General features: G+C 72.3%; 13 protein-coding genes. 4 read left to right on the top strand and 9 right to left on the bottom strand.

Features of this window, described 5'->3' with window-relative positions:
• Positions 1-18: 18 nt before the first annotated feature.
• Positions 19-798: a class I SAM-dependent methyltransferase gene (locus O7622_RS05275; protein WP_282312111.1), complete on the bottom strand. Its 780-nt coding sequence runs from the start codon at positions 796-798 to the stop codon at positions 19-21.
• A 55-nt stretch (positions 799-853) separates the two neighbouring features.
• Between O7622_RS05275 and O7622_RS05270 the strand changes: the two genes are divergently transcribed.
• Entirely contained in the window at positions 854-1,252 is a 399-nt protein-coding gene (locus O7622_RS05270) for a PPOX class F420-dependent oxidoreductase (RefSeq protein ID WP_282312110.1), read from the top strand.
• A gap of 98 nt (positions 1,253-1,350) precedes the next feature.
• Here O7622_RS05270 and O7622_RS05265 read toward each other — a convergent pair whose 3' ends face one another.
• A complete protein-coding gene (locus tag O7622_RS05265; RefSeq protein ID WP_007073996.1) occupies positions 1,351-1,560 on the bottom strand; it encodes a BldC family transcriptional regulator in 210 nt (69 codons plus the stop codon).
• 256 nt (positions 1,561-1,816) lie between these two features.
• Complete coding sequence (locus tag O7622_RS05260; RefSeq protein WP_282312109.1) at positions 1,817-2,656, bottom strand: hypothetical protein; 840 nt, start codon at positions 2,654-2,656, stop codon at positions 1,817-1,819.
• Between the two features lie 175 nt (positions 2,657-2,831).
• On the opposite strand from O7622_RS05260, the gene O7622_RS05255 reads away from it, so the two are divergent.
• A complete protein-coding gene (locus tag O7622_RS05255) occupies positions 2,832-3,914 on the top strand; it encodes a Glu/Leu/Phe/Val dehydrogenase (RefSeq protein ID WP_282312108.1) in 1,083 nt (360 codons plus the stop codon).
• Positions 3,915-4,205: 291 nt separating this feature from the next.
• Positions 4,206-4,421, top strand: coding sequence for a DUF3073 domain-containing protein (locus O7622_RS05250; protein WP_013283429.1), 216 nt, complete (start codon positions 4,206-4,208; stop codon positions 4,419-4,421).
• 150 nt (positions 4,422-4,571) lie between these two features.
• Here the strand turns inward: O7622_RS05250 and amcA are convergent, their stop codons facing one another.
• From amcA to O7622_RS05225, 5 genes are all read right to left on the bottom strand, one after another.
• Positions 4,572-4,784: a multiple cyclophane-containing RiPP AmcA gene (amcA, locus tag O7622_RS05245; RefSeq protein ID WP_282312107.1), complete on the bottom strand. Its 213-nt coding sequence runs from the start codon at positions 4,782-4,784 to the stop codon at positions 4,572-4,574.
• Positions 4,765-5,856 (bottom strand): cyclophane-forming radical SAM peptide maturase AmcB, encoded by a 1,092-nt coding sequence (gene amcB / locus O7622_RS05240; RefSeq protein WP_282314046.1) that lies wholly within the window; start codon positions 5,854-5,856, stop codon positions 4,765-4,767. The genes amcA and amcB overlap by 20 nt, the downstream gene beginning before the upstream one ends.
• A 127-nt stretch (positions 5,857-5,983) precedes the next feature.
• Positions 5,984-7,138 carry a phosphoribosylformylglycinamidine cyclo-ligase gene (gene purM / locus O7622_RS05235; RefSeq protein WP_013283426.1) on the bottom strand — a complete coding sequence of 385 codons (1,155 nt, stop codon included), beginning with the start codon at positions 7,136-7,138 and terminating at the stop codon, positions 5,984-5,986.
• A gap of 57 nt (positions 7,139-7,195) precedes the next feature.
• Complete coding sequence (gene purF / locus O7622_RS05230; protein ID WP_216931519.1) at positions 7,196-8,713, bottom strand: amidophosphoribosyltransferase; 1,518 nt, start codon at positions 8,711-8,713, stop codon at positions 7,196-7,198.
• Between the two features lie 168 nt (positions 8,714-8,881).
• Positions 8,882-9,235, bottom strand: coding sequence for a sterol carrier family protein (locus tag O7622_RS05225; protein WP_282312106.1), 354 nt, complete (start codon positions 9,233-9,235; stop codon positions 8,882-8,884).
• 541 nt (positions 9,236-9,776) lie between these two features.
• Here O7622_RS05225 and O7622_RS05220 point away from each other — a divergent pair.
• Positions 9,777-11,687, top strand: coding sequence for a carboxypeptidase-like regulatory domain-containing protein (locus O7622_RS05220; RefSeq protein WP_282312105.1), 1,911 nt, complete (start codon positions 9,777-9,779; stop codon positions 11,685-11,687).
• A 91-nt stretch (positions 11,688-11,778) separates the two neighbouring features.
• On the opposite strand, the gene O7622_RS05215 is transcribed toward O7622_RS05220, so the two are convergent.
• Positions 11,779-12,528: a 2-phosphosulfolactate phosphatase gene (locus O7622_RS05215; protein ID WP_282312104.1), complete on the bottom strand. Its 750-nt coding sequence runs from the start codon at positions 12,526-12,528 to the stop codon at positions 11,779-11,781.
• Positions 12,529-12,540: the final 12 nt, after the last annotated feature.

Raw genomic sequence — 12,540 nt, 5'->3', positions numbered from 1 at the left:
GCTTGAAAGGGGCCCTTCCTAACGCCGCAGCTCCAGCGTGGCGAGGTAGTAGGGGTGGTCGGTGTCGTCCACGTCGGCCAGTCGCCACGGTGAACCGTGGGCCAGCTCGGCGAACTCCTCCGGCGAGCAGACCAGGTAGTCGAACCAGTCGGTGCCGAGCAGCCGGTAGCGCAGCCGCAGCCGCAGTTGCCCGCCGATCCGGCCCCGCTGCCGGTTGCGCTCGTGGTAGGCGGTGTGCACCGGGTCGGTGGTGCCGTACGGGTCGGTGCCGTGGGCGATCACCCGGGCACCGGGACAGGCCAGCGCGGCGAGCGCCGCCAGCATCGCCGGGGCACGTTCCCGCCCCTCGAACAGTCCCAGGTTGTTGCCGAGCAGCAGGAACGTGTCGTATCGGCGGCCGTCGGCGGCGTGCTCGTCGACGGTGCCGTGCACCAGGTCGCGTACGCCCCGGTGGCGGCTGACCCGCAGCGCCCCGAGCGAGGTGTCCAGCCCGGTGACCGGTACGCCGCGCTCCTGGAGGTGCAGCGCGATCCGGCCGGCGCCGACGCCGACGTCGAGCACGTCCCCGCGTACCCGGTCCACGGCCCGGTGGTCGTGCGGCTGCCACCGCTGCGGCGGGTCGAGGTAGTGCCCGGCGGGCGCGCCGTTGACCAGCCCGTCGTCGCGCTCGATGATCTCGATGACCGGGCGGGGCAGGCGACCGCCGGCCATCGGGCGCGGTCCGATCCCGGTGGCGACCGCGTACGCGTCGCGGATCATCTCGCCGAACACGTCGCCGATCTCGGGTTCCCCGGTCATGCCCGCAACGCTATCCGGGGGTCGGCGGCTCCGTCGCCGCCGTATCCTTGGCGGCGTGACCGACCTGGACCGCCTGGCGGCGGAGAAGTACGTCCTGCTCACCACGTTCCGCAAGGACGGTCGGGCGGTGCCGACTCCGGTGTGGGCGGTACGCGACGGCGACGGGCTGGCGGTGTGGACGGTGGCCGACTCCGGCAAGGTGAAGCGCATCCGGCGCGACGGCCGGGTGACGGTGGCCCCGTGCGACGTGCGCGGCCGGCCGCACGGCGAGGCGGTGCCGGGTCACGCGACGATCGCCGACCCGGAGAGCACGAACCGGGTCCGGGGGCTGCTCAAGCAGAAGTACCGGCTGATCGGGCGGCTGAGCCTGCTGGGTAGCCGGCTGCGCCGGGGTGAGCGCGGCACCGTGGGGCTGCGGATCGTGCTGGACGGACCGCCCCCTGGACACGACTGAGCCCGGACACGACTGAACCCGGACACGATTAAGGGCGGTGGATCGTCGCTGCCGCGACGGCACCGCCCTTGATCGGAACGCCGGAGAACGCCGGTTCGTCAGTCTCCCTGGCGCTGCTGGGGGATCTGCCCCTGCAGCAGGGCCCGAACCTCCGACTCGCGGTAGCGGCGATGGCCGCCCAGGGTCCGGATGGCACTGAGCTTGCCAGCCTTGGCCCACCGGGTCACCGTCTTCGGGTCGACACGGAACATCGACGCCACCTCGGCCGGTGTGAGTAGCGGCTCAGGTTCGTGCGTTCGCGATGCCATCGGGGTCACTCCTCCACATGTATAGACATCGGCCGGGGTCCCGCCGGCCGACGCGTCTCCCATGGTCCGGCTAGTCCCCGATGTCCGACATGGGCCGAACGGCTGAAGGTCCCTAGACGGACGGATGAACCATGCCCGATTTTTACGACTTTTATGCCACAGAAAGTACCTTATTCGGACTCATGATCACGGTTCGTGATGCATCAGCTACGAGACACTCTCGTGTCCAAGGCCACTTAGCAGGGCAAACCGGGCGTCAGTTGCAGCGCTCCAGCAGCTGCACCGCGCGCCAGCGGGCGACCAGCTTGTCGTACGCGACGGACGCCTCCTCGGCCTCGCCCCGGCCCAGTCCGGACAGTCCGGTGGCCACCAGCTCGGTCGAGTCGTCGGCTTCGAGCGTCTCGTCCGGCAGCAGTTGCACCAGGCCGCCGTAGTCCAGCTCGACCACCGAGCGCGGGTGGAACTCCTCCAGCCACCGGGCCGCCTCCTCGACCGCCTCGGTGATCGGCGCCTCGCCGATCGACTTGCGCAGCACCGACAGCGCCCGGGACGCCCGGCGGCGCGCCTTGGAGATCTCGGTGCGGTAGCGCAGCGCCCGCCGCTCCGGGTCGGTGACCAGGTGCCGCTCACCGGCCTCGAACAGCACGAACCAGCGCAGCGGCACACCCCACGTGGCGATCTGCTCGTGCACCCGGGGCACCCCGTGCTCCAGCACCCGGGCGCCGCTGCGCCAGTCCTCCACCACGGCCTTGGCCTGCCCGGCGAGCACCGGCGGCACGAACGCGTCGGCCAGCACCGAGGGCACGCCGTCGCGGGCGCTCAGCGCCGCCTCGGCGACCCGGATACGCAGGTTCCAGGGGCAGACCAGCAGTGCGTCGTCGGCCTCCAGGACGTACGCCTCGTCGGGCAGGTCGGGCAGCCGGGTCCAGCCGGCGCCGAGCGCCTCGATCACCGCCGTCCGCTGCCGTACCGGCCCCTCCAGCGGGGCGATCGCGCGGCCCTCGCTGACGTACCGGCGCCAGTACGACTGCCGGTCCCGGTCGAAGGCGGTGAGCGGCTCGTACACGCGCAGGTATGAAGCGAAGAGCGACGGCACGGCGCGATCCTCCCACGAGACGGGACCGCCCGTCGCCGCCCTCGGGCCCGTGGCGTGACATGCGCGACAGTACGGTTCGGGCCGATATTAGGCTCTACGACACCGGCAGCATCCCGCCGGCGTGCCACCCGGGTTCCGCGCCCCACAAGGGCGCACACCGACACAGGAGTCAGCCATGGGCGTATTCGCCAGTACCGACGACCCCGTCTCCACGGGGCATGAGCAGGTCGTGTTCTGCCAGGACAAGCAGTCCGGCCTGAAGGCGATCATCGGGATCTACTCGACCGCGCTGGGCCCCGCGCTCGGCGGCACCCGGTTCTACCCGTACGCCAGCGAGGCCGACGCCCTCGCCGACGTGCTCGACCTCTCGCGCGGCATGGCCTACAAGAACGCCCTGGCGAACCTCGACCTCGGTGGCGGCAAGGCGGTCATCTGGGGTGACCCCGAGCAGATCAAGAGCGAGGCGCTGCTGCGCGCGTACGGCCGCTTCGTCGAGTCGCTGAACGGCCGCTACTACACCGCCTGCGACGTGGGCACCTACGTGGCGGACATGGACGTGATCGCCCGGGAGACCCGCTACGTGACCGGCCGCAGCGTGGAGCACGGCGGCGCGGGCGACTCCTCGATCCTCACCGCCTGGGGCGTCTTCCAGGGCATGCGGGCCGCCGCCGAGCACGTCTGGGGCAGCCCGACGCTGGCCGGCCGCCGGGTCGGCGTGGCCGGGCTGGGCAAGGTCGGCAAGTACCTGACCGCCCACCTGCTCGACGACGGCGCCGAGGTCGTGGCGACCGACGTCAACCCGCGCGCCCGGGAGTGGGCGCGCGCCACCCACCCGCAGGTCACCCTGGTCGACGACACCGAGGCGCTGGTCACCTCCGACATCGACGTGTACGCCCCGTGTGCGCTCGGCGGCGCGCTGAACGACGACACCGTGCCGGTGCTGCGGGCGAAGGTGGTCACCGGGGCGGCGAACAACCAGCTCGCCCACCCGGGCATCGAGAAGGTGCTCGCGGACCGGGGCATCCTCTACACGCCGGACTACGTGGTGAACGCCGGTGGCGTGATCCAGGTGGCCGACGAGATCGAGGGCTTCAACTTCAACAGGGCCAAGCTGCGCGCGACCCGGATCTTCGACACCACCAGGCAGATCCTCCAGCTCGCCGACGACGAGGGCGTGCCGCCGGCGGTCGCCGCGGACCGGCTCGCCGAGCGGCGGATGGCCGAGGTCGGCCGGCTGCGCACGATCCATCTGCGGTGAAGCTCACCTCCGGGGGCGGGGCGGCGCTCCACCCCCGGAGGCGGTGCGCGTTAAGCTGATTCTCGGGCTTGTTGGTACCGGTATGTCCGGTGTCACGGCCGGTCCCGGGGCTCACCCCTTACCCGGTACACTTTGTGACGGCTGGACCACTGCGACGCGCAGGTCCGGTCGACGGTGACCCGAGGTGCCGAACGACGGCATCCCCATGTACCGTAAGAGCCACGAGAGATGCCTGACGTCATCGGGGCCCGCCTTCGGGCTGCCCCGCATTCTGTGCGAGGGGGTCGAGCCATGGGGCGCGGCCGTGCTAAGGCCAAGCAGACGAAGGTGGCCCGGGAGTTGAAGTACCACTCCCCGAACACCGACCTAACCGCCTTGCAGCGCGAACTGGCGGGTAGTGGAAAGTCTGAGCACAACTTCGACGACGACTACAAAGAGTATGTCGACGACGATGACGAGGACCACGCGGACGACGACCCGGACACCTGGGCTCGTCCGACCCGCTGACCTCCGGTCACATCTGAGCACGCGGTAACCCCCGCGTGCTCACGCATGTGCTCTGCTGAGCCGGCGTACGACCGACGATCAGGGACCTGCCCGCGCTCCGGGGCGCCCGCTCCGACGCGCCGGCAGGTCCTTGATCGCGGAACCGTTCCCTCAGCGTGGCCGGTTGTTCCAGTTGTAGAACGTCGGGATGTTCTCGAAGTGGTTCCACGCGCACACCGCGTCGGCGCCGTCGCCGCCCGACACCTCCGCCCGCAGCAGCCGCGCCGCCTCCGCCTCCTGAAGCAGAGCGGTAAGCCCCGCGGCGGCGTCCCGCACCCGGTCGGCGACCGCCTCGCGGTCGGTCTCACTGATGGTCTCGGGCATGCTCCAACACTCCCTCCAGTAGGCGGATCTTGCTGTTACGGCAGTGCTCGGTCTCCGTACCGTCGAAACGCCCCAGCTCGAAGTAGCGGTTGGCGGCGTGCCCGCCGCCACAGAACCCGAAGTACGCGCAGGACGCCCGGCACGCCTCCACGCCGGTGAGGAACTCGCCCACCCACGGCGTACCGGCCGCGCCCGCGAGGATGTCGCCCAGCGGCGTGGTCAGCACGTTCCCGCTGGCGAAGTCGCCGTACCGGGGGTCGGTGAAGCCGGCCAGCTCCGGCGAGAGCACCACCACCGAGCCGTCGTGCCCGACCGTCGGGATCGGGTCGAGGCTCCGGGGCAGCAGGTCGTCGGCGGTGCCGGCCAGGACCGCGCCCGCGTACCGCAGCGACCACTCCACCTCACGCAGGTGGATCCGGGGATCCCGGCGCCAGGCCGCCACCAGCTCGGCCCAGAACCCGGTGACCGCGCCCTCGTCGCGCGCGTTCGTCCGGGTGTTGACGCCCTCGGTCTCCTCGATGTTGACGCCGAGCACGTCGCAGCCCAGGTCGAGGAAGTAGTCGTACAGCTCGGTCGCCAGGCCCGGCTCCGGCCGCGACACCACAGCGAGCGCCGAGAACGGCAGGCCGTGGCGGCGCAGCGCCGCCACACCGGCCACGATCCGGTCGTACGCGGGCCGCCCGCCCCGGGTGACGCGCTCACCGTTGCGCGCCCGCGGCCCGTCCACGCTGACGCTGACCCGAACCCGGTGCTCGGCGAAGAACGCGCACCAGGCGTCGTCGATCAGTGTGGCGTTCGTCTGCACGTGGTGCTCGACGTCGGGCCCGAACGGCGCCAGCAGCGCGGCCAGGTGCTCCCGGCCCGCAGCGAGCGGCTCCCCGCCGTGCCAGACCACGGAGAAGCGGCCACCCGCCGCCCACGGGTTCACCGACGCCGCCACCGCCTCGGCGACGGCCACCGGCATCCGCCTGTCGACCGCCCGGAAGGGGAGGTAGCAGTAGGCGCAGTCGAGGTTGCACAGCGTCGTCGGCTGCATCACCACGTACGACGGGACGGCAGAGATGCCCCGCATCCCTCCGGGCGTGCGCGCAGCCATCAGCACCTCCCCCGCCTGCCTGAAAACCGAACCTCCAGGCTAGGCCGCGGCGACCGCTCGGGTGAACCCCCGATCACGTGCCCGGCCGATCGGCGCAGGGTGATCAGCCTCGGGTGTGCTGCCCGACCATCTGCACGTTGCCGGACCCCTCGATGATCTCGCCGGCCTGCCAGGCGTCAACGCCCCGGCCGGTCAGGGTGGCCAGCGCACGGTCGGCGTCCTCGGCGGAGACGATCGCGAACATGCCGACGCCCATGTTGAACGTGGCCTCCATCTCCGGGTCCTCGATCCGGCCCTTGGACTGGATCAGGTCGAAGATCGGCTGCGGCTTCCAGGTGGAGCGGTTCACCACGGCGTCGACGTGCTCGGGCAGCACCCGGACCAGGTTGCCGGGGATGCCGCCGCCGGTGACGTGGGCCAGCGCCCGCACCTCGGCCTCGGCGATCAGTTTGAGGCAGTCCTGTGCGTAGATCTTGGTCGGGGTGAGCAGCTCCTCGCCGAGCGTCCGCTGACGGCCGAAGTCGTCGATCACCACGTCCAGCCGCATCCGGCCGGCGCCGAGCAGCACGTGCCGGACCAGGGAGTAGCCGTTGGAGTGCAGGCCGGACGAGCGCATGGCGATCACCACGTCGCCCACCTCGACCCGCTCCGGGCTGAGGATCTCGCTCTCCTCCACCACGCCGACGCCGGTGGCCGAGATGTCGTACTCGTCCGGGCGCAGCACGCCCGGGTGCTCGGCGGTCTCGCCACCCAGCAGCGCGCAGCCGGCGTACCGGCAGCCGTCCGCGATGCCGGCGCCGATCTCGGCGACCTTGTCCGGCACGACCTCGCCGGTGGCGATGTAGTCGAGCAGGAACAGCGGCTCGGCCCCGCAGGCCACCAGGTCGTCGACGACCATGGCGACCAGGTCGATGCCGACCGTGTCGTGGATGTCGAGCTGCTGGGCGATCACCAGCTTGGTGCCCACACCGTCGGTCGAGGAGGCCAGGATCGGATTCTTGTACTTCTTCGTGTCCAGCCGGAACAGGCCGGCGAAGCCGCCCAGGTCACCCATGACCTCGGGGCGCCGGGTCTCCTTGACCTTCGACTTGAGCAGCTCGACAGCGCGGTCGCCCGCCTCGATCGACACCCCGGCGTCGGCGTACGAGACCGAGCGTTTGCGCTGCGTCCGGCCGGAACCCGCCGACCAGGGCTGGCGGTCGCCGCCGGCGCCCGTCGGGCTGGATCCTGCGCCGCTGCGCTCGGACACGTGCGTCACGGTTCTCCCCTTTGTGGTTCCCGCGAGCCCGGAGCGGCCGGACCCGCGTCGGTGGTGCTACGGGTGATGGGTCGGTGTGGCGACGAGCGGACCGGTCGGCCCGGCCGCCTCGGCGGCGACCCGGCGTCCCACTCCTTCGAGCACGTGCTTGCCGATCAGGTTCCCGGCCGGCAGTTCGATCGGGTACTCCCCATCGAAGCACGCCCGGCAGAGCCGGCTCTTCGGCTGCTCGGTCGCGGCGATGAGACCGGGCAGCGATACGTAACCGAGCGAGTCGGCGCCGATGGACCGCCGGATGCCGTCGTTGTCGAGCCCGTTCGCGAGCAGCTCGGCGCGGGTGGCGAAGTCGATGCCGTAGAAACAGGGCCAGCTCACCGGCGGCGAGGAGATCCGGACGTGGACCTCCAGCGCGCCCGCCTCGCGCAGCAGCCGGACGATCGCCCGCTGGGTGGTGCCACGCACGATCGAGTCGTCCACCACCACCAGGCGCTTGCCGCGCACGTTCTGCCGGAGCGGGTTGAGCTTGAGCCGGACGCCGAGCGCGCGCAGCGTCTGCGAGGGCTGGATGAACGTGCGCCCGACGTACGGGTTCTTCATCAGGCCCTGGCCGTAGGTGATGCCTGATTCCTCGGCGTAGCCGATCGCGGCCGGCGTGCCGGACTCCGGCACCGGGATCACCAGGTCGGCCTCGACCGGGTGCTCCTTGGCGAGCTGGCGGCCGATCTGCACCCGCGCGGCGTGCACGTTGCGGCCGGCGATGGTGGCGTCCGGCCGGGCGATGTACACGTACTCGAAGAGACAGCCCTTGGGCTCGGGCGAGGCGAACCGGCTGGAACGCAGCCCGTTCTCGTCGATGGCGATCAGCTCGCCCGGCTCGACCTCGCGCACCACGCTCGCGCCGACGATGTCCAGCGCGGCGGTCTCGCTCGCCACCACCCAGCCGCGTTCGAGCCGGCCGAGCACCAGCGGCCGTACGCCGTGCGCGTCGCGCGCCGCGTAGAGCGTCGACTCGTCCATGAAGACGAAGCTGAACGCGCCCCGCAGCTGCGGCAGCACCTCCAGCGCGGCCGCCTCGACCGACAGGTCGGGCCGGCTGGCCAGCAGCATGGTGACCAGCGAGGTGTCGTTCGTCGAGCCGTCGGAGTCGAGCCCCCGCACGGCCGCCTCGCGCTGCAACTCGGCGGTGTTGACCAGGTTGCCGTTGTGCGCCAGCGCGATCGTGGTGCCGGCGCTCGTGGCCCGGATGGTCGGCTGGGCGTTCTCCCAGGTCGAGCCACCGGTGGTGGAGTAACGCGCGTGCCCGATCGCGACGTGCCCGCGCAGGCTCGCCAGCGTCGGCTCGTCGAACACCTGGGCGACCAGGCCGAGATCCTTGTAGACCACGACACCGGAGCCGTCGCTCACCGCGATGCCCGCGGCCTCCTGACCGCGGTGCTGGAGGGCGTAGAGCCCGAAGTAGGTGAGGTTGGCGACCTCTTCACCCGGCGCCCAGACGCCGAAGACGCCGCACGCGTCCTGCGGGCCGGGTCGCTGGGGGTCAAGGTCGTGGCTCAGCCGGCCATCGCCTCGGGGCACCTGCCGCTCCCTCGCAGTGGGGTCTGGACTGGCCTGGCGGAGTCAGGGGGGCAGCTCCGCACGAATGGGCCGGGACCGTCGTCGGCTCTCAGTGTACGCGACCAGCAGTCGACACCGAAAGTCACGGAGTGCCTACTCAACGTGAGCAGGCTTTGCGCTGCTCGACATCTAGATCGGGAGGTACGGGGAGAGGTCAGCCCGGTTCCCGGATACGCGGATGCGACCCTCGGTGACCGTCTCCGACCATCCCTGGCGCCCGGTGGCGACCGCCAGCCAGGTCGCCGGGTCCATCTCCACCACGTTCGGCGGCGTACCGCGGGTGTGTCGTGGACCACTCACGCACTGGACCGCACCGTAGGGTGGGACGCGCACCTCCACCGATCGGCCGGGGGCGCGATCCGCGAGGGCAGCCAAGAGCGTCCGGACCGCCTCCCGGAGCACCGGCCGTTCGGGCGTACGCCCCTCGTCCAGCGCCGCCAGTGCGGCGCGTACCGCTTCGGAATAAGCGTGCGGAGAGGACACGACGGGACGATACGACCCTGCAGAAGGCCGCCCGACGGCGGCCCTGGGTAGAGATGATCCGGTCAGACAAGGCATAGTTGCCGACGGCGTTATTCGTACCGTGAGTGATCAACCTCGGCCGAGCGGCCGGCGGGGAGATCAGACCCGGAAGGCGGTGGACGTGTCAACACACCGACGTGCCTGGAAGCAGCGGGCCGGTGTGGTCGTAGCGCTGCTCTTCGGCGCCCTGCTCACCGTCCCCGCAGCTCCCGCCTTCGCAGCACAAATCGTCACCGCCACCAACTCCGTGACGGTCGAGGCAGGCAAGAGCAGCACGGTTACGGTCACGGTCCGCCCGGCCGGTGGCGAGACATCCGCCGATGTCGACGTGCAAGACCTACCCGACGGCGTCAACTGCGGAGGCTGCGGTCGGGTCGATTTCAACGGCGATCAGGATCAGACGGTCACGCTGACTCTGACAGCAGCCGCCAACGCGCCGGCCAATAACCAGTCCTCGAGAATCACGGTGAGCGGCGGACCCCCTCGGCAACTCCGGGTCACCGTGCGCGCTGCTGCCCCGCCCACGCCGCAGCAGCCGCAGACTGTCAAGACGGTGTCCGGCAAGGTGGTGAACGCCGACGGCGATCCGATCGAGGGCGCCCTCGTCATGCTCCGCGACAGCGCGGGCAAGGAACGCCGCACCAACACCAGTGGAAGCGGCAACTTCAGCTTCAGCGGCTCCGAGTCCAGCCCGATCGCGCCCGGCCGGATCGATCTCGGCGCCTCCACCGACGGAGCCTCGCCGGTCGCCCGGTCGATCAACGCGAACGCCGGCCAGTCGGTCACCGGCGTCCGGCTCAGCATCCAGGTGAAGGCGTCGGCGAGTCCGAGCGCCACCCCGTCGGCGAGTGAGTCCGCCCCGCCGTCCGAGGAGCCGCTCGACGAGGAGGCGACCGACACCCCGTCGGCCGAGGCGCCCGCCGCGCAGCAGCCGGCCGCGAACGAGGACTCCGGCGGTTTCGGCTCCTGGCTGCTCATCCTGCTCGGCGGCCTGTTCGTCGCCGTCGGCGTGGGCACCATCGTGCTGCTCTACATGCGCCGCAAGAACGAGGGCGACGACGGCGACGGCGGCGGTCCGGGTGGACCGACCGGTCCGGGAGGCCCCGGCGCGGCCGGTGCGATCCCGGGGGCCCGGGGCGCGTACCACGGCACCGACGACCAGACCCGGGTGGTGAACGGCATGGGCGCCCCGGCCGCGACGGCGGTCGGCGGCCCCTCGATCAGCGACGCCCCCACGATGCTCCAGCGGCCGGTCGTGGACGACGTCCCGCCGGACCCGTACGGCGCGCCGCCCGGCCCGGCGTACGGCGCAGGCGGCGGCCAGGGCGGCTACGGCTACGGCGACGACGCAGCGGGTCAGGGCGGTTACGGCGGCGCGGGCGGGTACGGCAACGCGCCCTCCTCGGGCGGCGGCTACGGCAACGGCCCCTCCTCCGGTGCCGGCTACGGCAACCCGGACTACGCCGCAGGTGCCGCGGCGGGCGCGGCCGGCTACGCCGCCCAGGGCGGTGGTTACGGCAACGAGCGCTTCGACGAGCCCACCGGCCGCTACACCGGTGACAGCACCCAGTACGCGCCGGCGGCCGACCCGTACCCGACCAGCACCTACCAGCCGGAGCAGGACCGCGGCTACGACCAGACCGGCTCGGCCCCGTACGGCCGTGGCCCGGAGCAGGGCGACGGTTACGGCGCGGCCGGTGGCTACGGCGCCGCGTCGGGCGGTTACGACAACGGCGCGACCGGCGGCTACGACAGCGGCCGTCAGCAGGGCGGGTACGGCGAGCCCACCGGTGCCTACGGCAACGCCGCGGGCGGCGGGTACGGCGACAACCCGACCGGCGGGTACGGCGACGCCCCGGCCTACGGCGGCGGTCGCGCGGCCGGCGGCGGCTACGGCGACGCGCCGACCGGCGGGTACGACAACGCCCCCGCCGGTGGCTACGGCGACGCCCCGGCCGGCGGCTACGACAGCACCCGGCAGCAGGGCGGGTACGGTGACGCGCCCGCAGGCGGCTACGACAACCCCGGTGGCTACGACAGCCGGTCCCAGGGCGGCTACGACAAGGGCACCGGTGGCTACGACAGCGGCACGACCGGTGGCTACGACAACGGCCGTCAGCAGGGCGGATACGGCGACGCGCCGGCCGGCGGCTACGGCAACACCGGTGGCGGTTACGACGGCGGTCACCAGTCCGGCGGCTACGGCCAGCAGGGCGGCGGGTACGGCGACGGCTACGGTCAGGCCCCGCAGGGTGGTTACGGCCAGCAGGGCGGCTACGGCCAGGAGCCGCCGCAGCAGCGCGGGGGCGGCTACGAGAACGGCTACCCCAACGACCCGGCGCAGACAGGTCACGCTCGCCCGGACGGGCAGGCGGACCGGAGCGGACGACGCCTCGACTGGCTGGACGACTGACAGGCACCGGACGTGAGAACTGTGGCCGCCCGCGAACAGCGGGCGGCCACAGTCGTCAGCGAACCCCGAAGGACGGCAGCGGAAGCGGTGCTCAGGCGGGGGCGAAACAGCCCTGGCGGAGCACCGGCACCACGTCGGAGACGCCGACCTCGGTCGCGACCGCGACGTCCGCGGCGAAGCCGCCCTCGGCGAGTTCCCGCCCGGAGACGCACCCCCGGACCGCTGCCGGCACGTCCGGCGTGCTCGCCAGCGCGGCGAGCGCCATCGCGGCCTCCACCGAGAGCCCGCCGGGCACATCGGCGAGCGCGTCGAGCACGCAGGCCGCACCGAGCTGGTCCTCCACGCACGGCCGGAGTGACCCGTCGGGCCAGCGCTCCCCTGCAGCCACCACGCCCACCGGGGCGTCCTTCGAGCCGTACCCCTCGGCGCGCAGCCAGCGCCCGACGGCGGGTGCGTTACGCAGGCACGCCGCGACCACCGGCACTCCGGTGGCGCTGGCGGCGGCGCTGATCGCCGAACCGTTGGGTGACGGCAGCACCAGGTCGGCGACGACCGGCGCGGCCCGCAGCGCCGCCGGGGACAGCGACCACTGGTGCTCCGCCGTCGTCTTCCGGCGGCCCACAGCGGCCACGGCACCCACCCGGCGGGCGTAGTCGGCGGCCTGCTCGCCCCACGGGAACGGGTGCACCCGCATGCCACGGCTCACCGCCACCTCCACGGCGGTGGTGAACGACAGCACGTCCACCACCACCAGGGCGGCACAGACCCGGCCGAGTTCCGCCGCGCCGGTCAGTCCCCAGTCGAACCGGGCACCGGAGCCGGGTTGGGCGAAGACGGCCAAGGCGAGCGCCTC

The sequence above is a fragment of the Micromonospora sp. WMMD1076 genome, assembly GCF_029581475.1.
GTDB classification, from domain to species: domain Bacteria; phylum Actinomycetota; class Actinomycetes; order Mycobacteriales; family Micromonosporaceae; genus Micromonospora; species Micromonospora aurantiaca.
Note: the sequence above shows the minus strand (reverse complement) of the source record. Positions and strands in the feature narration are given on the sequence as shown.